Origin of the sequence: Microcoleus sp. B9-D4 (genome assembly GCF_036705105.1) — a bacterium.
GTDB lineage: Bacteria > Cyanobacteriota > Cyanobacteriia > Cyanobacteriales > Microcoleaceae > Microcoleus.
This window is the reverse complement of the sequence record NZ_JAUBTS010000019.1, coordinates 79,573-101,157: the sequence shown is the minus strand read 5'-3', so window position 1 is coordinate 101,157 and position 21,585 is coordinate 79,573. Positions and strand designations below refer to the sequence as shown.

Sequence of the window (21,585 nt, the reverse complement as noted above, 5' to 3'; positions counted from 1 at the left end):
TTTTATGTTTTTAAAGCACTACTAAAAGTAAAAACAGTAGCCGCTACCAGGCTCTGCCCTAGCGTAGCTGACGCAGGCTCTACCGTAAGTCCTTTTAACAAAGTATACCTAAAGAAAGATCAAAAATGTATCTAAAGGCAGATACAAAAATATATTTTATTAAAAAAAATTGTTTACCAATCCCCACAAGAGTTTTTACGAGCAGCGAATTGAGTATTTGTGATTGATCGGGGCCGGAGTAAAATCAATCGATTTTAGATTTTAGATTTTAGATTTTAGATTGGTAAATTCGATACATACTTAATAAAGTAGTTACTTCGGAGAAAAAAAATAATGGCTGCAAACCAGGCAGACATCGATATTGCCCCCTTGATCGACTACGGCCTGATCGACCCCACCGCCACGCCAGAGCAAGTAGAACATTGTTGCCAACAAGCAGAGAGATTTGGCTTTGTCACAGTTTGCGTGTATCCCGCCTACGTCCGGCAAGCAGTTGAGCTGCTGCACGGCAAACGTCCCAAAGTCTGTACAGTTATAGGTTTTCCCACCGGTGCTTCGACTTCAACGGTGAAAGTTTACGAAGCTCTAGAAGCAGCAGATAATGGAGCCGTAGAGTTAGATGTCTCCGTTAACTTAGGATTGTTGAAAGCTGGAAGAATCGACGAATTCCACCGGGAATTAGCCCAAATTTGCGAAGAAACTAATCTCACCATTAAAGCAATTATCGAAAGTTCCCTCCTTTCCGATGCCGAAAAACAATTAGCGGCGGAGATTTGTATGGAAGCCGGCGCCGCCTACATCAAAACCAACACTGGCTTTTTTGGCCCGGCGAAAGTTGACGATGTGCGACTGCTGAAGGAAGTTACGAAGGGACGGATTGGGATTAAAGCGGCTGGCGGAATTCGTACTCACGAACAAGCTCTAGATTTGGTAGTAGCTGGGGCAACTCGTTTGGGGACTTCTCGTGGCCCGGAATTAATCCGCCAGCGCGATAATTTAGACAATCGTTGACAGTTGACAGTTGACAGTTAACTGTTGACTGTTGGCTGTTAACTGTTGATATCAAATCCGTTAGCATCGGAATAGTAAATTCCAGTTCACAGTTCACAGTTCACTGTTCACAGTTCACGGCGTCAACAGTCAACAGTCAACCGTCAACATCATGTATGAGTGTTACCGGAAATGATATGATTTGTATTCATTGGTCATTAATCAATTGTTTATCATCAATTGTTTCAAGGAGTTAATAGGGAGAACTTCCCACAGCTACAAGTTTATCAATTAGCAAAAAGAATCTCAAAAGAAATATAGTTTTAACTGGTTCCCAGGCAGAGCCTTGGAACCCATATTTAGAGGCTCTGCCTCGGCTGGGATTAGGAGGCAGAGCCTCCGGATCTGCGTTACCAGGCTCTGCCTGGTAACGAGTATCTAATAAAAGTTCTGCGTCGCGGACTGTTTTTGCTACTGTCCTTGTAAATCTAAAATCTAAAATCTAAAATCTAAAATCGAGTGACTCGAACTTACAAAGCAACTGGAATCAATCTCAAGAGTGCACCCATCGGCGAATCCGATCGAGTGCTGACAGTTTTGACGCGGGAATTCGGCTTAATTCGAGCCGTAGCACCGGGTGTTCGCAAACAACGATCGACCATTGGCGGTAGAAGCGAATTATTTGTTGTCAACGAATTGCTAATTGCCAAAGGCCGATCGCTCGACAAAATTACCCAAGCCAACACCGTAGAATCCCATCCGGGTTTGAGCCGCAACCTCGGAAAACTCGCAGCGGCGCAATATCTGGCCGAATTGGCGATCGCCAGTGCCCTTTCCGATGAGCCCCAAGAAGAACTCTTTTGGTTGCTGGGCGAACATTTGAGCCGTTTGGAGCGTTTGTCCGATCGCACAGAAATCCAATCCGCCGCCGTACTGATTGCTCACCTCGCCCACGGCATTTTTCACTTGCTAGCCTTAGCAGGCCTCGCGCCCCAAGTCCAAGTTTGCTGCGCCACCAGAGGGCCGCTCATCCCAAATTTCACCGATCCGAACTGGCAAACCGGGTTTAGTATACCCTCTGGGGGAACCTTCAGCTTGTCCGAGCTAGCTAACCTAGAGGCAGAACTCTCTTCAGAAAACGGTAGCTTGTACAAATCCGCCTCCCGTTCCCGGCAAACGAATGGCAGCAAACACTTGACAAATTTCGAGATTAATGCTAAGGAATTAGCAGCGCTGCAACAGTTGGCTAGTCCAGAACTAGGAGAGGGGATTGCCGATCGAACAACTTGGGTATCTGTCGAAAATATTTTGCGACAATATGCCCAGTATCATTTAGGTTGCACGATTCGATCGGGAAGCTCGATCGACACCTACCTAGAGAGTTTTGAGTTTTAAATTTTGAGTGTTGATTTAAATAGGTGAAGGGGCGATCGTACATCGCACCCCCAGCCTGCCGGATACCCGAACCTGCCTGCCATTTCAGGTAAATTTTCAAGGTTGTTGCGACATCAGATAATAGATAGAGATAAAGTTACGAGATTATTAATAAACTTAGGGGTTAACACCTCAATTTCAAATTCCCATCCCCCCAACCTGCACCATCCCAGGCCATCCACCCCAAATCCTATGATGCGACTGTCTGATTCTGATTTGAGAATATCTGTGTTAGCTGTGACCCACCACAAAATGGAAGAACGAGAAAATTTTCCAGAGTTTGACTCTTATCCCCTCTTGGCCGATCGACAATGGAGCAACGTCCCAGACCCAGAAATGGATAAATACCCCACAACTCCAGCACCAGACTGGAACAACGGCAATAGCCCACAGCCCGAAGCAATCCCCCCGGTTCCCACACCAGAGCCAGCAGCAGAACTCTCCGAAGCAGTAGCCGAAATTCCCGAAAAACAAACGGGATTTCTGCCAGTGCTCAAAAACCCAAATTTTCTAGCATTGTGGAGTGGGCAAGTTTTTTCCCAACTAGCAGATAAAGTTTATCTCGTACTGACGATCGCCCTCGTAGCCAGCCGCTTTCAAGCGCCCGATCAAACCATCAGTAGGTGGGTATCAGCAATCATGATCGCCTTTACCATTCCCGCAGTGCTGTTCGGGGCTGCAGCAGGCGTGTATGTCGATAGGTGGTCGAAAAAAGCAGTGCTCGTCGCCACAAACCTGCTGCGGGGAGGCTTTGTTTTAACCTTGCCCGTGCTGCTGTGGCTCTCTGATGGGTGGGAACTTGGTCAACTGCCACTCGGATTCTGCTTGCTGCTGCTAGTGACATTCCTCGTTTCGACTCTAACTCAATTTTTCGCCCCTGCAGAACAGTCAGTGATTCCCCTAATTGTGGAACGCCGCCACCTGCTATCAGCAAACTCCCTCTACACCACAACCATGATGGGTTCGGTGATTATTGGCTTCGCAGTCGGAGAACCCTTACTAGCTTTAGCCGACACTCTATTTTCAAACCTCGGCGGCGGACTCGGCATCGGCAAAGAATTAGTAGTAGGCGGAAGTTACGCCTTCGCCGGAGTGCTGTTGCTGTCGATGCAAACAGGCGAAAAAAACGAAGTCGAACACGAACCGCCCCACCCCTTAGCAGATTTGCGAGATGGCCTGCGTTACATCAACGATCAACCGAAAGTCCGCAATGCTTTAATTCAACTAATTATTCTATTTTCCATTTTTGCAGCCTTAGCAGTTCTAGCAGTTCGGCTGGCAGAAATCCTCCCCGGTATGAAAGCATCACAATTTGGCTTTTTGCTGGCGGCGGTAGGCGTTGGCATGGCTGCTGGGGCGACGACAGTTGGCTATCTCGGCCACAAATTTTCTCACTCCCAACTGAGTTTAATCGGCTCGATTGGGATGGCACTTGCTCTGATGGCCCTTTCTGCATTTACACAGCATTTGTGGCTGTCGGTGCTGTTCATTACCCTGTTGGGTTTATTTGCCTCATTGGTGGGAGTGCCGATGCAGACTACAATTCAAGCAGAAACCCCAGAAGAAATGCGGGGAAAAGTCTTCGGGCTGCAAAACAATGCCACTAATATCGCTTTGAGTTTACCGTTGGCTTTGGCCGGGGTAGCAGAAACATTTCTGGGTTTGCCGACAGTATTTTTGGCCTTAGCAGGATTAGCGATGGCTGGGGGTGTCTTAACCTGGTATATTTTCCGTAGCAGTAATAGCAAAGTCGATCGAATCTAAAAAATAACAAACTCTGATTTACTGGAATGCACATCGCTTGGCTAGGAAAAAAATCACCTTTTTGCGGTAACGTCACTTACTCCAGGGAAGTCACCAACGCACTATTAGACCGGGGATACCAGGTCAGTTTCCTGCACTTTGCCCAAGAGGCGGACTCACTGGACAGGAACAATACGGGGTGGAGTATGGCAAATGGTTCATGGGGAAAGGGAATTACTCAAACCTCATATACCACTTCGCTTTCGTCCGCCAGTTGCAACGAAGTCTCTTTACCCTGTCACTACAAATCGCAAATTTATACGATTCCCACTCTCAAGTCCCGCACAGTGCTGATGAAATCTCTGCGGCGGCTGAAACCAGATGTTGTTCACGCTTCCCTGACGCTTTCGCCTTTAGACTTTCTGCTGCCGGAAATTTGTCAAGAATTGAATTTGCCTCTGGTGGCGACTTTTCACCCGCCGTTCGATCGCAAATTGCGGAATTTGACATCGGGAACCCAACACCTGATGTATCAACTGTACGCTCCGTTTTTGGCGAACTACGACTCGACGATCGTTTTTTCTCAGATTCAGCGGGATATATTGGTGAAATTGGGAGTGCCACAGGAACGGGTGGCTGTGATTCCCAACGGCGTGGATGCTGTTAAATATTCTCCAGGGCCTTCGGGGTTGAAGTCGGAATTAAAGGCCGATCGAATTTTTGTTTACCAAGGCCGCATTGCCCAGGAGAAAAATGTCGAGTCGATGCTCAAGGCCTGGAAACACTGTAATTTTGGCCCTGGGAACGTATTGGCGATCGTAGGCGACGGGCCCCTAGCCGCCTCGCTGCAACTGTTTTACGGCGAAGATGATGGCATTGTGTGGCTCGGATTTGTCGCCGAGGAGGAACGCCGGATCGAAATTCTCCGGGGTGCTGACGTATTTATTTTGCCTTCTTTGGTGGAGGGACTGTCGCTGTCGCTGCTAGAAGCGATGGCCTGCGGTTTAGCTTGTTTGGCAACCGATGCCGGTGCTGACGGCGAGGCCTTGGAGGATGGCGCGGGGATAGTTTTGAACACTCAGCGGGTACGAAGTCAGTTGCAAACCTTGCTGCCGCTGTTTTGTGATCATCCTGAGTTGGGAATGCTGCTTGGTCAAAAAGCACGCCAACGAGCGATGGAGCGTTACACTCTCAGTCAGAATATTACTGAGTTGGAAAAGCTTTATGCAGAGGTTTTGCAAAAGCAGCGGGTGCCACTTCGCGGTTTAGCATAATTCAGCAGGAAGAAGGAACTCCGAACCCGTTGAAATTAATCCGTGTATCCGTGTCAAAATTCGTGTCGTGCCTTCCTTCTTCCTTCGCATATGACTTATAGAAATCCCGCTCCTACAGTTGATATTATCATCGAATTAGCCGATCGCCCCCATCGGCCGATCATACTCATCGAACGCCGCAATATTCCCTACGGCTGGGCAATTCCCGGCGGTTTTGTCGATTACGGGGAAGCCGTAGAAACGGCGGCAAAACGCGAAGCTTTAGAAGAAACAAGTTTGAATGTAGAATTAATTGAGCAATTTTACGTTTATTCTGACCCCAATCGCGACGCCCGCGAACACACTATCAGTATTGTATTTTTGGCTTCTGCAACGGGCCAACCTCAAGCCGCCGACGATGCTAAAAGTTTACAAATTTTTGAATCTTGGCAGATTCCTCGTGAATTGTGTTTCGATCACGATCGCATTTTACGAGATTATTGGCGTTACCGTCATTATGGATTGCGTCCGCGTTTGTAGGGTGAGGATTTTTTAACCGCAAATGCACGCGGATTAAGGCAGATTAATTGTTATGATTTATCGGTGATTTATCTGTGTTAATCTGCGGTTAAATTCATTAAACTAAATTCTATGGCAAGCTTGACAATATTAGGCGGAGGTGCTTGGGGTTCGGCCTTGGCAAATCTGGGAGGCAAAAAAGGCGATCGAGTTAATTTGTGGTCGCGCAGCAGTTCTGTTAATCTAGAATCAGTTATAACAGGTGCGGATGTTGTTGTTTCGGCAGTTTCGATGAAAGGGGTGGGCGCAACAGTCGATCGACTGCTTGCGTTAGAGTTAAGTCCCAGTACAATTATAGTTACTGTCACCAAAGGTTTAGACCCCGCCAGTACGCGCACTCCATCTCAAATTTGGCAAAATGCGTTTCCTAACAATTCAATTGTGGTACTTTCCGGCCCTAATCTTTCGGAAGAAATTCAGCAGGGGTTGCCGGCTGCAACGGTAGCGGCGAGTTGGGATTTAGTGGCGGCCAAGCAAGTGCAAAATATTTACAGTTCCGATATTTTTCGGGTTTATGTGAATGAAGACCCGCTGGGGACTGAGTTAGGTGGAACTTTGAAAAATGTATTTGCGATCGCCGCTGGTGTTTGCGACGGTTTACAATTAGGAACTAATGCTAAATCTGCTTTGCTGACTCGCGCTTTGCCGGAAATGATTCGGGTGGGAGTTCGTTTGGGAGCTCGCGCAGAAACTTTTTACGGTTTGTCAGGTTTGGGAGATTTACTCGCTACTTGCAACAGTTCTTTATCGCGCAATTATCGGGTTGGTTTCGGATTGGCTAAAGGCAAATCTTTAGAGCAAATTTTGCACGAATTGCAGAGCACTGCGGAAGGAGTCAATACTACTAATGTGTTGATTGATTTAGCTAATCGACGCGAGATAGAAGTGCCCGTTTCCCGTCAAGTTTACCGCTTGTTGAATGGGGAAATTACTCCAGAACAAGCCGTTTTATCGCTGATGGAACGCACTTTAAAACCGGAGTAATAACCCAAAAAATTGTTCGCTATCCCCTTCATGATTCGGCGGTTGAAACCGCTACTACACAAACAAAGTCCGCCTACGCGGACTAAGAAATAAAGCGGGATAAATACGATCTATTTACCGCCGTAATAAAATGCAATTTCTTTCTCTTTCAACGGTGCAAAGTTGGCCGCAACCAGCATTTTATCGAGTTCCTCTTGTCCGATGTGTTTGACACCGATTCGGACAATGCGCGATCGCATTGTATTTGACACGCCACTGCGCTGTCTCCCGGCTTCTAATCCCATCACTTGCTCGTACAGGTCTAATTTTGCTTGCGGAATCGGAGTACCGTCAAAGTCGATTCCAGAGGCGATCGCAACATCGATCGCATCTGCACCAGTTGTAGATTGAGCCGCTGAGTTTGTTTCTGAAGACATTGTGCAAATTAAATAAAAAGGACGATCGTCATTAAAAGTAGTTTAGTCCTAAAAGGGTCAAAGTTGAGCACCAAACTCTAGCACAGCTCAAAACAGGGTAAACTCGTGAAACAAGCTAAACAGTCCGCCCCACAGTGTTCGATTAAGAACAGTTTGCCGCAAGGGCGATCGCACTTAGCATTTCTTCAAACAACGGATTGCCAAAACTCATCAATTGCAGTGAAGCATTTTCCTCAAAAATATCCGGGTAAAATGTGAGACAATAATCGCGACTTTTATAGTTAAGATGCCAAGTGCGATTTTCAGAGCGATCGAATGTAGCGCCAATTTGCTTTAAAATCAAAGAATTGACAAACAAATTTTCGATGGTTTCAGGAAACAGAGAAGTCGGCTGCAGAGGTTGACGGATTTCTTGCAAGTCTGATTCTACATCCATCGCTACCATTTCATCGAGGGCAGGGCCCGGAGGCGGCGCGTCTAAAATGCGATCGAACTCTCCCAACAAAACGCCCTCTTCTTCGGGATCTGCACTCATCACAGCCCGTTCGATGAAAGTGGGAACTGTTGCCAGAATCGGTTGCAAATTGCCGACAACGGTTTGAAAAGCATCGATGCGATCGCGCAATTTCTTGTAAACCTTCGCCTCAACTGTTCCGTCATAGTAAAAATTGTGTATTCTGACGGTATCATAAATCTGCCCGATGCGATCGAGTCTGCCGATGCGTTGTTCGACTCGCATGGGATTCCAAGGCATATCGTAGTTGATTAAAACGCCGCAAGTTTGCAAATTTAGCCCTTCTGATGCGGATTCGGTACAAAGTAAAATTTTGATGATTCCTTCTCGGAATTTGGTTTTGATTTGTTCTTTCGGAAAAATTCGCCATTGGCCATTTTGATACAATTCTCCGCCGCGCCCGGAATAGCAAGCAATCTGAGCACCATATAATTGTTGTAAAGCAGTTCTGAGATAGTCCATTGTGTCGGTGTACTGCGTGAAGACGATCGCACTTTCGCGCTGGATTAGTTCTTGACGCAAAATTGTGATAAAATGCGAAAGCTTGCTATCTTCGCCTGTATTCTCAAATTGATAAAGTAAATCTTCTAAATATTTAATTTCTTCAGGATCGGCTGGTTCAAAATAAGATTCCATTCCTTCCAGAATCACATCATCGGCATCATCTAAATCCTGAAAATCATCCTCAGTAATGCTAATTCCTTCGAGGCGGCGCTGCAATGATTCGCGGATGGCATAAAACGAACTTGTCAGGCGTTTGCGGTAAAGAGTCATCAAAAATCCTAACGCTTTGCGGTTGTCTTTTTGCGCTAGATTGTAAAAGTGGCGCACGTAATTGCTGACGGCGAGATAAAGCGGCACTTCGCGGTTATTTTCTAATGTAATCGCATTGTCTCTGACTGCGCGGTGGGGAATATCGCGATCCAACAATCCCCGCTGATAGTATTGGCGCAAGGTGTCGCGGGTGTGGCGAAACATCAAATCTTTGAGGGGAGTATTCACTGTCAAATATTGGCGGGAAGCGGCGATAAAATCCGTGTCTTCAGCAACTTGTTTCGGGTTGACTCGCTGGTTTTTTTCCCAGACATCGCGCAACTTATAATATAGTAGCCGATCGCCCTTCTGTAAATATTCCTGCAACCGAGTACAGGGCGAACCGCCTTGGTGGAAGTAATCCACAGACATCTGCTGCCAAAAATTCAAGTTTTGGCGATCGGGCTTTTCCGACAATGTGCTAAAATAATTGCAGAAATTCTCACCATAAGACCAATGTCCGTGGAGTCCGAGAAGTTGCAATAAATCGAAAACTTCGATCGCATCAATCTGCATGGGCGTGGCGGATAATAATAACAGCGATCGGCTTTTTTCTTTCAATTGCTGCATTAACTCAAGCAACCGATTCGGAGTTTCCTTGCGGTTTTGCGGGCTTTGGCGGCGGGCGTGATGCGCTTCATCCAGAATCACCAAATCCCACGGTTGCGCGTCTAAAAGCTGTTTTGTGCGATCGCTCCGACGGACTAAATGAGATGATGCTAAAATGAGATTTTGGGAATTCCAAATATTTTCTTCCCCTGACTGACTTTTCTCCCCATGCGGATTTTTTAATTCACCTTTGCTATAACTCCAAAAGTGCAAGTTAAATTTTTCGCGCAATTCTTCGTGCCATTGCGGCTGAATGCTGGCTGGTGCTAAAATTAACACGCGCTTAACTTTTTGGCTGACGAGTAAGTAACGCAGAATTAACCCAGTTTCGATGGTTTTTCCCAATCCAACTTCATCGGCAATTAAGAAACTTTTCGGGAAATTTGCCGCCACTCTACGCAATATCTTAATCTGATGCGGCCAAGGTGCGATCGGAATAGATTTCAAACAATAATCGAGACAACTTGGCGAAGCGTACAAATTGAAAAGCGGTTCAAATTTAGCATAATCTAGGAATAATTCAGAATCCCCAACAACTCCTCCTAAATCCCGACTCCTAACATCCGTTACATCCGCTACATCCGCTACAAAATCCGTTGCCGAACCTTCCTCATCCGTTACATCCGCTACAAAATCCGTTGCCGAACCTTCCTCCCGATTCCACACAGGTTTACTGCTGGGCGCGTAGTTTAGCAGCTTATTTTTCACCGCTTCCGGCACTTCAAAAACGCGCACATTCGGCGATAAATTGTTCCACAACTGTTCAAACCGAAAAATCTCTTCAGAAACTCGTTCTGCATCTCTGCCGCCTTCCCAAGCACAATAAACGTGGAAAGATTCAACGTTGCTTTCCCAACCGCTGAGAGATTCGTTATTGGAACCGCTAAAGGCTAATTGTGCGCCGTTACAGTCGGTGAAAATGCCGACTTTTTCGTGAAAAATATGCTGGCGATCGAGTAAACTTTCAGTATCTATTGGTAAGCCGTTAGATTTGAGGGGAACGGCGATTTTAATATCGAGATAACTGTTTTGAATCAGCCAACTGAGGATTTCAAAATGTTTGAGTTGGGCGAAGGTTTTGGGCGGCTGTAAATCGGTATCGAGGCGGATGGTAACTGCATCTCGGAGGGCGTAACCTTGTTGGATAGCTTGCAAGTCTTGCGGGCTGAATTGACAGCCCATGATTAACCGCATCCGCCCTTGATTGTGCAGCATTGCGCCCAATCCCTGCGCTACTTTACTGAGGATGGCGCTGTTGAAAAAGCCGGATTTGCGATCGTACTGTAGAGCACATTCTAGCGCGGGAATGTAGAAATCGGCGATCGGGTTATTTTCGTTGCTAGAATAGCTGATGCGCCAGGGATAATCTGTTAAATTCATGTTATTAGTTATTTGTTATTGGTTATTTGTTATAACCATTGATAATATGGCAACGGAAAACACGCTGCCCTGCCTTAAAGTACCACCAATAGTCCGACAGGGGTTGAAACCCCTGCCTCAAAGCTAAAGTCCTCTGAAGAGGACTGAAAAACTCATTAGTCATCTTCAATAATTATTGTGGGGTAGACATCCTGCTTGCCCTTTACAGGCTTGTCTGCAGATGTCGATTAGTCCTCTTCAGAGGACTTTCGCTTTGAGACAGGGAATTCATTCCCTGGCGGACTGGCGGGTTGGCGAGAGGACTAGCGGACTGACAGCTTAAGTTGACACCAATAAGCACAACGCCGTATCCCTTTTGTCCCCTGATTCTTTCAACCACCTAACCAAAATCTAAACTCAACTGTCCCTCAAACTGAATTTCCATCTGTTCATAAACAACCTTCGCCTTAATCTCATCCATCGCCAACCACAAATCCAACAAAGCCTTCTCCTCCGGTATCCGTTTCTTCTCATCCCCAATCCGGGGAATCACTTTCAGCGCCACTTCTATCGCCCGCATGAAATTATCGTTATCAGTCAAAGCCGTTTTTTTCATAAACTCGCGCACGATTTGAATATCTCCGTCCTCCTGATACAAACCGATAATCGCGTGCAATCCATCCACTAAATAGGTAATCGAAAAATCTTGCGGATTGACCGAAAAAGCTCCTTTTTTCAGCCGCTGTTTCGGTGTCAAAAGTTTGCAAGTGCCGCTAACTGAGTCAATCAGTTTGTATTTTTTTGCTAAATCTACGACATCGAAACCGCCGACGGCGAGGGCGAGTTGTCGCGCTTCATCGAAGGGGAACTCGACAGCGCCGAAGGCATCCCACGCGAGGAAATACCACTGTGTCAGGGCGTCAAATCCGGCGGTATCGGTTTGTGCAAGTTTGCGGAAGCGATAGTTTGCAATGGCTTTTCTGGCTTCAGCAAATGCAACTTCCGGGCGCACTTCTTCGCCGCTGCTGTCGAGGATGGGATAGGAACGGCTGAACACATTTAAAGCCGGGCCAAAGGCGCTTAAATAAAGGTCGATTCCTTTGATGTCGTTGGCTTCAAATTCTGGGGCGCGTTGTTCGACGAGATTGGCGACTTCCGGGCGCAAATCGTCCCACCAAGCTTGGGCGGCGTTAGCATCGCGTTTGCGACAGACGAGGAGAACTGTACTGGAAACGGAGTTTTTCTGCGCTTGGTGCAAGTTTTGCGGGTTTTCGGTACTGACGGCCCAAGATGCGGTAATCTCGAAACCTGCATCGATGAGGGATTTTGTGAGTACGTCCCACGCGCCGGATTCTTTATGGTTGAATTGGACTGTCATCACGCCGTCATCGCGCAAAACTCGGTAATATTCGCTAAAAGCTAGCACCATTTTTGCTTCGTAATCTTGTTTGGCGAGTTCCTCCGGGGATGTGCCCATGTTGCGGAAGCGCGACGGGTTGGCGACGGCTTCTCTATCTTTGTCGGTGAGTTCTGAGTAGAATAAATCGGGGAAAATATCGCCTAATGTGCGCTTCATCCAGACGTAGAAAAAGTCGGAAAGATCGGCATAAGGAACGGTTCCATAATAAGGCGGATCGGTGATAATCGCATCGACAGAATTGTCGGGTATGTGGTAGAGGCTATCGGCTGATGCGGAATTGATTTGGATGGTTTTTGGGTCGTATTTTTCGATACCGGGTAAGCCGGTTGAGTGGGGTTTTGTGCCGAATAGCTTACAAAGGGGTGTGTAATCTCTGGCTCCTTCTTCCTGACACGCTTTCCAAAGTTCATTAGCACCATTAACTTCTGGATAATTCCACATTAAATTTAAAGCGTGTTGTGTAGAAGCTTTTTGGATACAAGCTCTAGCCGCGTTAAAAATTACTAATCTACAATTTGCATCAGCACATCTATCTAATACTAAAGCTAAATAAGTCGCGATCGCCTCTACTTTCTCTAATTGATACTCAGCCTGTAGCAGCACCTTAGCTTCGTTGATAATTTCTACATAAGTGAGAATCGTTAGCAACTGACGAGAGTTAAAGCACTGATTCCATTCCACAATCCCATAATTCCGAATCATCGAATATTGAGGATTAGTAGGAGTTGGTGCATGACTTATTAAATCTAATGCTTCCCAATCCGTTATTAATTCCGCAATTTTTTTTTCAGCTAATCTGACTCCTTCTAAATCACATTCGCGGGGCGTGGTAAACTCTAAACTACCTTTTCCTTTTTTATAAGCAACTGCATAAATTTGATGTCCTAGTTTACTGTCTTGACTTGGCGAACAAATATAGTCATTTTCAATCACACTCCCACAATTGGGACATTTCCCCACACCTCTGCTAATCGTGTTATGCACACTCGGATCGTACTCACCCGCATCCGTTTTAATCGTCGTTTCCTTGCCTTTCTTCCCCTTCACTAACTCAAAATCAACCCGCTTCTGTTCCGGGTTGGGAATGGGTTTCACCGCATACCAATCACTCGTAACTTTTCTGATTTCTCCCTTGCCTGCATAATTACTCGTCTTACTCAACCACCAATTCGGACTCAAAGGCACAACCGACTGACAACTCGGACAAACCACCGTATGAGCCCACAAATAATTCTGCACAGTTTCCCCCGGTAAAGATGGGAAAAACTCCGTTAATCTTTTCTCGGCTTCATCCCCCACCCATTTCACCCATTTATCAATATCCTCCTGCAAATCCGGGCCAAATTTCAGCGGATATTCCATCGCCGCCTTCATCGTCACCACCGCCACCGAATTGAGATCCGACGCCAACACATTCAACCCGTACCGCGCCGCCTCAAACGGAATGCTTCCCCCACCCGCAAACGCATCTAAAATCGTCGGCGTGCGATTCCCCCACACCTTCTCGCAATAGTCATGAACCTTTTTAATTCGCACCGAAGACGGGGGAGTTTTGTAGAGTTTAATTTCCTTCCCCGGTTCCAACCCCAGCAAATATTCAAACTCTTCTAAAGAGATATCTGCGGGTAAAATCGACGCCAAAACCGAAGCGCGAGAAAACGATAAAGGTTTGCGCGAATACCAGCGATGCAATCCTTTAAATGGATTGCCGCCGTGTTCGTAATAAACCTGCTCGTTGAGCAGATTTACGGGCATGATTTTCTCGATGAAGAGGTGAGGGCGCATGATTTTTTGGTTGTTGGTTATTGTTTTTAGGAACAGGCAAGATGCCTGTTCCACAAAGATTTAATTCTACTCGTTTCCAGGCTCTGCCTGGTAACGCAGATTCGGAGGCTCTGCCTCCAATTTCTCCAAGAAACAAGCGAGGCAGAGCCTCTAGAAATCGGTTCCCAGGCAGAGCCTTGGAACCAGTTAAAGGGGAGTAGGGGTTGACTTTGAATGCTCTTGTCCCCCCCTTATTAAGGGGGGCTAGGGGGGATCTCCTGGTTGTGGCTCCTAGCCAGCCCCTAAAAGGACTCATTCCCAACTCCTATGTGCATTGGTATTATCCCAAAATTTCTCGCTCAACTTTCAAATACCTCCGTCTTTTCAATGATAAACCATTCGTGGTACAATACTGCCAAGAAAAACTCTTCTCCTTTTGGGCGATCGCACACAGCCATATATCCCGATACAAACATATCATCATCAAAAGTTGTATTCTTAAGAAACAGAGTCAGCGAGTTGCCATCCGCGCTCCAAATTGCCCGCAAAATCGTGATATTTTGGTGACGAGATGCTTCAACGGGCAATAACACCCACCGCCCCTCAATTTCGATAAATTCAGGTTCGCCGTATCTAAACTCCGACTCCCATGTCTCCGGCCCTTCATGCTTCTCAATAATCCGATCCCACCGCACTGTTTTAATCTTGGCTAAAGTTTCATTAGACAAATCAGCAACTTTCATCAGATTAATCTCCCAATAAATTTTGCTTGTTTGTATCGAAGTCTAGATCCCCCCTAACCCCCCTTAATAAGGGGGGGACCGGAAGCAGTCAAAGTCAACCCCTACTCCCCTTCTTAAGGGGAATTTAGGGGGATCTAGACTTAGCGTAAAAACGAGATTTCTCAAGGATTTTAGTAAAATCGAATCAATCTCCCAATAAAATTCGCAAAGCTTTCAAAGCATTAGAACGATTGCCATTGGCAATTTTTCCAAACCAATAATGTGCCTCTTCATTACTCATCGCCATAATTCCCTCGGCAATATTCGCAATTCGTTCGGTTTTCGATAGCGGTTGCAGCGATTGAAATAAAATCGCCAAACTTACGCCGGATTCTTCTGATAATATATAAGGAGTTTGTCGCTGCTGAGATAAACTTTTAGGGTCGTAATTATTCGCTTTGAGAGTTGCATAAATTGTTTGTCTGGCTAAAACCAGAGCATTTCCTTTGAGTCGCCCCATTTTTTTCGCAGCAGGACGTTTTTTCTCTCCGGCTTTCTTGTAAGCACATTGGTAGAGTTCTAATGCGAAATTGTTATTTTGTAAAGGCAAAACTCGTAATTGAAATTCTTGCATAAAATAATCAAAATTATAGCATATTCCAGGTTTTTAGGGGCGTGGCACTGCTTATTGATATCAACTTAAGTTCAAAGGTAGTTACAGATTGTTGGTAATAGAATTAAACTTAGATCCCCCCTAGCCCCCCTTAAGAAGGGGGGGACCGGAAGTAACTCAAAGTCCCCCTTCTTAAGGGGGATTTAGGGGGATCTAGACTCAGATAAATACGAACTGTTTCAATATATGACCCTTGCCATTAAATTTAGACGCTCTACTGGATTGCGATCGAGCGTTTGTTTTATACTACTAATATCCGAGGCATTTGCTGGCAAAGCTGGCTTGAATTCTAAGGTGAGTGTCAAACTAACATCGGCTTGCGCGTCGGGACTGTTCAACAAACTGTTGATAGTCGAGAAAAAGCTCTGAAATCCCCGCATTTGACCTTGATATTCCAGCCGCACAAATTGATCGCCGGTTTGAATGGTTGCGGTTTGGTCGATTTGCGGTTGCCACCGCTGCAATAGGGCAATTGCCGTTCCCAATTTACGATAATCCATTACTTGATCCACAGACAATTCTAGCACTTCGATGCCTTGCACTTTGTGGTCGCTAATGCGATCGCCCAATCCCGCAAATACCGCATTTATCGTGCCGTCGAGTTCGATAATCGGCGGTTTCGCATCCCACAAACTCGGCTGTAGCGTTTCTACAAGATAAGCAGAATTCCTGGGATCTCGCACGCTAGGAACTTGAGGATTTAGATTGACATTGGTTGCTTTTTCTGCTGTCTCACCGTTACCGTAATCGGCCACCACACGAAAAATAGTGTTATTCACAATGGTGGCGTCATACTCATCGGAAGGGCGGAAATTTCCCGCCACCAAACTATCATTTTGATACAAACTAACCGTCAGTGCTCCTTTCGCTTTCCACCTGACACGCACGGGTTTTGCCGCTTCTGTACTCGGCATCAATTGGGCGCTGAGTTCCACTTCTTTGGGCGCTGGAGGTTCGAGAATGCCGCGTCTGTACAGGGAGAAGCGATCGCTAAATTCGATCGTCTCCGGCAGTGTCAACACGCTATCATCGGTTTTGATAAATAGTCTCTCCCCGACTTTCATATCCCAATTGCCCATTTTCAAACCTTCGCGAATCGTCTCCCGCAGCATCGAAACTTCCGCATCAAGGAGAATATTCAAACTCAAATCCTTAGCAAAAGCATCGCGCAGCGCCTTCGTCGTCCAACTATCCAACCCCGCAGGCCACACTTTTTGCAGGATAAAAGCCGGGGCGAAAGGTTTAGCTTCTTCGGCGCGAATCTTGCCGCAATCTTTGAGGGCTTTAAGAATCACGTCTTGCTGGTTGTTTTTGCCTTTCACCATACTCGCATCCTGGGCGGAAAGAGTGTAGTGCATCAATCCTTTCGGTGCTTTTACTTGGTCATTTGAAGGATAAAATAAATGGCGGTAAGCATTAGTCAAAGATACTCTCACAGCTATATCTTTCGCGCCTTCCCGTTCCTTCAATTGCTTCTGCTGGCTTCCCGATAAATCTGCCAGCCGGTTCTGACTTTTGAGAATATTTTGAATAGCTTTATATTCTCTGGCATTGTCGATCGCGCTTTCTAATTCTAGCCGATTTGCCACCAAAAATAACAAGCGATTGCGGTAGGTGCGAAACTTCCCCGATTCGCCGCTATTGTTAAAAATTCTCTCAATTAATTCCGGCGCTGCGTCGGTAGAAGCATTCACCATCGCATCGTCAAAGTCGATCGCGCACAACGCCACATCATCCGGGTTATCGTCTACATTTCCGGGACTTTCGATATTAGAAACTAAGGTAAAGAATTTCTTGGCAAAAATGCTATCTCGACGAATTCTCAAATCATCTTTCGCGAATCCCCTCCCAACTTGTTCTTTCTCTTCGGTAATGATTTTATTAATCGAAGGTTCTTCTTTAAACCGGGCTAAAGATGTGATCGGATCGAAGTCTAAATACCAAGCTACCTTCGTCAATCTTTCTAAAGCGCGATCGACAAAACCGCTGTCAACCCCCGGAGTCAGCAGCGACAAATTCAACTCAGCCAGCCGAATACCCGAAGAATTTCCCTGAGTCAAAGAATGCAAAAATATTGTTCTGCTTACCCAAGTAGAAAACGGCGGTTTTCCTGCTGCTATCCATTCCCCGTCTTGCAATTGTGCGTAAGCCGGCCTACCATCGGGATTGTAGATATCAGCGCCGATCGCATTCCGCAGGGGCGATCGCTGCAACCGAGAAGTCAGATCGTTAGTAATTTCGCCATCCATCCCTATGGGAATGTGATGCGTGTGAATCATCGGCATCCAACCGTCGCGATTTTCCCACAAATGCCGCACGACTTGCGCGAACAATCGCAAAGCGCCCCGCGTCTTCTGGAATTCGGGAATAGAAGCAATTTTTTTAGTAAGAAGATTGAACAATTCCGGGTGAAACGGATAACTTTGGGCGATCGCCTTTGAGTATGACGCATCTTTGCACCCATCGGGCAAATTAACGCGGCAATTGCGATAAGCCGCCAAATATTCCGATGCCACTTTTTGCGCCGCTTCCTCGCTAACTCTGTCAAACACGCGCTGTTTAACGATGTTGTAAATTTCGATATCTGTAGAAGGACTCAAAACCCGTTCTTGTCTTGCGGAAGCGCGCATCGTTTCTTGCAATTCTGCCGTTTCTTCCCCAAAAGTATCTGCTGTCGAGGCGAGGGAATAAACCAATACTAAATTATCGCAGGCTGCCGCCAAATCCATCAGGGAAAATAGAAAAGCTACCACTTGTTCGGCTAAATCGCTTCTGCCAATTTGTTTCGCTTTTGCCGATCGCAAATACCGCGCAATTTCATCTAAAATAATCACAGTCGGCTGTCCCCCCGTCAACCGTTCTAACACCGAAGTACCGGGACTGACACCGCTTTTATCGCTGCCTTGCAGTAACTGATAGCCACAAATCCCGCCAATTTGGTAAGCAATTTCGCCCCAAAGAGTGTAGGTTGTCAAGCCGCTGTCCGAGTGATAAACTCCTTGTTCTGGGTCTAAATCTCGACCGTCGATGGCTGCAACGGCGATCGGGCGATCGGGAATAACGCTAATATCTGTAAAGCGTTCCAATCCGGCAATTTCTCGCCCTTGCTTGCAGATATGCCAGAGTGCAATTTCATCGTGAGTTTTGCCGCCCCCAAAACTCGTTTCCAAACGAACCACCCCCGCCCCGGCGCTTTGCTTCATCAAGCGGCTGAAAACTTCCCGAATTAGGGTTTTAATACCATCAGTTGCGAAGGTATTGGCAAAAAATTTATTGGCATCTTGATAAACTTGAGGTGCAGTTCCTTCGACTACCAGCCGCAATTTTGCTGCAAATAAATCTAGAGACAAGTCTCCCGATAAAATCTCCTCTCTGGGCACGCAGGTATCAAAGATTAATGGCAGCATCTCAAAGCTCCTTAACTAATAATATCAATTCCGCACTTCATCGGAATTATTCATCTCTCTCTCGTCTCCCTCTGTGTTCTCTGCGTTCTCTGCGGTTAAATCATTCCGATATCCAATAACTAATGACTAAAATCGACATTTCCCCCGCTGACAATTACCCCAACTCTCGCATTTTCAGCTTTCACAACACCTGACAACAAAGCCGCTGCTGCTAACACTCCAGTCGGTTCAACAACTATCTTCATCCGTTCCCACATAAAAAACATTGTACTGCGAATTGCCTCTTCGGAAACTGTTGCCATATCATCAACATAATGAAGCACCAAAGGAAAGGTTAATTTCCCCAAAGATGGCGTGCGCGCACCGTCAGCAATCGTATCCGGGTTAGTAACAGTTTGTAGCGTTTTCGTGCGGAACGATCGCGCCGCATCGTCTGCTTGCTCCGGTTCTACTCCTATTACTTTACACTGCGGAGACAAAGTTTTTGTCGCGATCGCGCATCCCGACAGCAAACCCCCGCCACCGCAACAAACTAACAGCAAATCCAACTCCCCAACTTCTTCTATTAATTCCAACGCCGCCGTACCTTGTCCCGCAATCACCCACGCGTAATCATAAGGAGGAATAATTGTCAAGTGTCGTTCTGCGCCAATTTTAGTGGCTAATTCCTCGCGGGAAACTTGAGTGCGATCGTACAAAATAATTTCCGCACCGTAGTCGCGAGTCGCTTCCTGCTTGACTTTGGGCGCGTCTGCCGGCATCACCACAGTAGCAGGAATTTGTAGCAACCGTGCGGCAAGGGCGATCGCCTGCGCGTGATTTCCCGAAGAAAAAGTCAGCACTCCCCGCCGTTTTTCGGCTTCAGATAGCTGCATCAAAGCATTGCAAGCACCCCGAAATTTAAACGAACCCGTGCGCTGAAAGTTCTCGCACTTGAAAAACACCTGAGAATTTGTGCGTTTGTTGAAAGTTTCCGAAGTCAGCACCGGCGTCTTGAAAGCGGTGCCCTGCAAGCGATTTGCCGCCGCCTCCACATCCGCGAAACTGACTGACAAGGAATTTTGGGCACTCATAGATTTTAGATTAGGGCGATCGAGGACTCTATTTATAGGGTGGGCATTGCCCGCTTCACTCCTACCATTAAATTATAAATTTTTATTATATTTTGTAAAATAAAAATTCTTAGGTGTTGCGCTTAATGGTTAAAAAAGCTGTTGACTAAAATCAAACTTATGACAATTTACTATCAAAAATTAAAGGGCGTTTGTACTTGCACAGGAGAGGAATTAATGAATACAAATTTAACCACCGCCCGATTAATTGTAGGGAAAGGACACGGCGCCGTGTCCTGATTTTGGGTAATATCAAATCCGTTGGCATAGAAATTATTCATCTCTCTCTTCCCTTTCTCTGTATCCTCTGTGTCCTCTGCGGTTAAATCATTCCGATACAACCAGAATGGATATAACGGGTAAAATAAACCGGATTGGATGGTGAAATTGCCCTCGCGAGTGCGATCGACTCCAACCATCGACAACAATGCAAAAGAGGACACGGCAATGCCATTTCCCTACCCAAAAAATAGCGACTAAATTGTTAAACAATTACAAAAAAAGGACACAGCATGGCTGTGTCCTTACCCGTATCTTGTAGGGACACAGCCATGCTGTGTCCCTAACCGTACCCCCGATATCCCGATTAGGATTCTTGCCGTTTAGAACAAGAACAATTCAGAATTACCGGTCGGTCCCAAATTGACATCGACAGTAGCAAACAAACTGTTACCGCCAACCGTAGAACCGTTGCTATCGTAATACAGTTTAGTAGACAAACCGTCGTAGATAGCCATGATGGACGGCCCGGTTAAATCTGCTTCAAACACAGTTACATCAGACACTGTGCTGCTGTAAGCGTAGAAACTCGAAGCCAAAGTCCCTCCGGTTGTAAACGCTGCAAAACCAGTTTTGTCGAGGTTAATTACATCATCAGCAATGCTGTAATTGGTAATTACATCCCCGCCGCCAGCAGTAGTTCCGCTGAACACAAACACATCCGCACCAGCACCGCCGTTGAGAACATTGGTTCCCACACCACCGATTAAAGTGTCATTCCCGATGCCGCCGTTGAGAGTATCGCTACCGCCACCGCCGAAGAGGCTGTCATTACCATCATCGCCGGAAATGCTGTCGTTACCCAAACCGCCGTCGAAAATGTCCGCACCAGAACCGCCGCTGAAGATGTCAGCAAACTCAGTACCAGTGACGCTGTTAGCACTCGCATCTCCGGTAAATAACACAGGAGAGGTGAAGTTGTAACCGCCAGCACCTGAACCGAAATTGTTAAAGTCGGTTGGGAAAGTATTCCCAGCAGCATTTAAATCAGCAACGCTGCCTGAGTTGGTAGGAGTGTCACCCGCAGAAGGTGCGATCGTACCTGTAAATACAAAGTCCGCCGTTCCCAGATTGCTAGCAGCCGTACCCAAATTAACAAACCAGGTAGAACTAGAACCACCGGCTGTCGTACCGTCCGAGTCAAAATACAACACCGTTTCGTTCGACGCATTCGTAAATGCGTAGAAAGCAGCAGTTGTAGAATTGCCCAGAACCTTAGCTTCTGCATTAAATTCCTGAATGGTGGCATAAGTTCTGCCTGTGAAAATCACTAACTCTTTGCCAGTAATGTCCGGAGCTGAACCACTTACAGCGTCAAAGTTAGTCGTCGTCAAATTGCCGAAAGCGCTCGCGCTAAACTCGAATTTGTCACTTCCAGAGGTAAAGTCAGTAATCCTATCGCCGCCTTCGCCTTCTGCTTTGTAAACAAACAGATCCGCACCAGCACCGCCAGTCAGAATATCTGCACCGCTGCCGCCGCTGAAGATGTCAGCAAACTCAGTACCAGTGACGCT

15 protein-coding genes are annotated in these 21,585 nt (G+C 46.4%); 6 read left to right on the top strand and 9 right to left on the bottom strand.

Translation table 11 applies throughout. The annotated features are described in order from the left end of the window. Window positions 1–333 precede the first annotated feature (333 nt). The 6 genes from deoC (at window position 334) to QUB24_RS14150 (ending at window position 6,983) form a co-directional block, all read left to right on the top strand. A complete protein-coding gene (gene deoC, locus QUB24_RS14175; protein WP_333153794.1) occupies window positions 334–1,011 on the top strand; it encodes a deoxyribose-phosphate aldolase in 678 nt (225 codons plus the stop codon). A gap of 498 nt (window positions 1,012–1,509) precedes the next feature. Continuing rightward, on the top strand, window positions 1,510–2,385 hold the full coding sequence (gene recO, locus QUB24_RS14170) for a DNA repair protein RecO (RefSeq protein ID WP_333153793.1): 876 nt from the start codon (window positions 1,510–1,512) through the stop codon (window positions 2,383–2,385). A gap of 231 nt (window positions 2,386–2,616) precedes the next feature. Further along, on the top strand, window positions 2,617–4,188 hold the full coding sequence (locus tag QUB24_RS14165) for an MFS transporter (RefSeq protein ID WP_333153792.1): 1,572 nt from the start codon (window positions 2,617–2,619) through the stop codon (window positions 4,186–4,188). Between the two features lie 26 nt (window positions 4,189–4,214). Further along, the gene (locus QUB24_RS14160) at window positions 4,215–5,441 is read left to right on the top strand and encodes a glycosyltransferase family 4 protein (RefSeq protein WP_333153791.1); all 1,227 of its coding nucleotides are present in this window, start codon (window positions 4,215–4,217) and stop codon (window positions 5,439–5,441) included. Window positions 5,442–5,531: 90 nt separating this feature from the next. Then, on the top strand, window positions 5,532–5,960 hold the full coding sequence (locus tag QUB24_RS14155; protein WP_333153790.1) for an NUDIX hydrolase: 429 nt from the start codon (window positions 5,532–5,534) through the stop codon (window positions 5,958–5,960). Window positions 5,961–6,071: 111 nt separating this feature from the next. Continuing rightward, a complete protein-coding gene (locus tag QUB24_RS14150; protein WP_333153789.1) occupies window positions 6,072–6,983 on the top strand; it encodes an NAD(P)H-dependent glycerol-3-phosphate dehydrogenase in 912 nt (303 codons plus the stop codon). Window positions 6,984–7,093: 110 nt separating this feature from the next. On the opposite strand, the gene QUB24_RS14145 is transcribed toward QUB24_RS14150, so the two are convergent. The 9 genes from QUB24_RS14145 to QUB24_RS14105 form a co-directional block, all read right to left on the bottom strand. Then, entirely contained in the window at window positions 7,094–7,399 is a 306-nt protein-coding gene (locus QUB24_RS14145; RefSeq protein ID WP_333153788.1) for a small RNA NsiR4-regulated ssr1528 family protein, read from the bottom strand. Between the two features lie 142 nt (window positions 7,400–7,541). Next, window positions 7,542–10,715 carry an SNF2-related protein gene (locus tag QUB24_RS14140; RefSeq protein ID WP_333153787.1) on the bottom strand — a complete coding sequence of 1,058 codons (3,174 nt, stop codon included), beginning with the start codon at window positions 10,713–10,715 and terminating at the stop codon, window positions 7,542–7,544. Window positions 10,716–11,094: 379 nt separating this feature from the next. Beyond that, entirely contained in the window at window positions 11,095–13,869 is a 2,775-nt protein-coding gene (locus QUB24_RS14135; RefSeq protein ID WP_333153786.1) for a DUF1156 domain-containing protein, read from the bottom strand. 368 nt (window positions 13,870–14,237) lie between these two features. Further along, entirely contained in the window at window positions 14,238–14,621 is a 384-nt protein-coding gene (locus QUB24_RS14130) for a hypothetical protein (protein WP_333153785.1), read from the bottom strand. Window positions 14,622–14,805: 184 nt separating this feature from the next. Next, entirely contained in the window at window positions 14,806–15,234 is a 429-nt protein-coding gene (locus QUB24_RS14125; protein ID WP_333153784.1) for a DUF7680 family protein, read from the bottom strand. A gap of 218 nt (window positions 15,235–15,452) precedes the next feature. After that, window positions 15,453–18,680 (bottom strand): DUF499 domain-containing protein, encoded by a 3,228-nt coding sequence (locus QUB24_RS14120; RefSeq protein WP_333153783.1) that lies wholly within the window; start codon window positions 18,678–18,680, stop codon window positions 15,453–15,455. A gap of 119 nt (window positions 18,681–18,799) precedes the next feature. Then, window positions 18,800–19,753, bottom strand: coding sequence for a threo-3-hydroxy-L-aspartate ammonia-lyase (locus QUB24_RS14115; RefSeq protein ID WP_333153782.1), 954 nt, complete (start codon window positions 19,751–19,753; stop codon window positions 18,800–18,802). Between the two features lie 173 nt (window positions 19,754–19,926). After that, window positions 19,927–20,235 carry a hypothetical protein gene (locus QUB24_RS14110; protein ID WP_333153781.1) on the bottom strand — a complete coding sequence of 103 codons (309 nt, stop codon included), beginning with the start codon at window positions 20,233–20,235 and terminating at the stop codon, window positions 19,927–19,929. Between the two features lie 159 nt (window positions 20,236–20,394). Next, window positions 20,395–21,585, bottom strand: a 1,191-nt coding sequence (locus QUB24_RS14105; protein ID WP_333153780.1) for a calcium-binding protein, incomplete at its 5' end; no start/stop codon positions are given.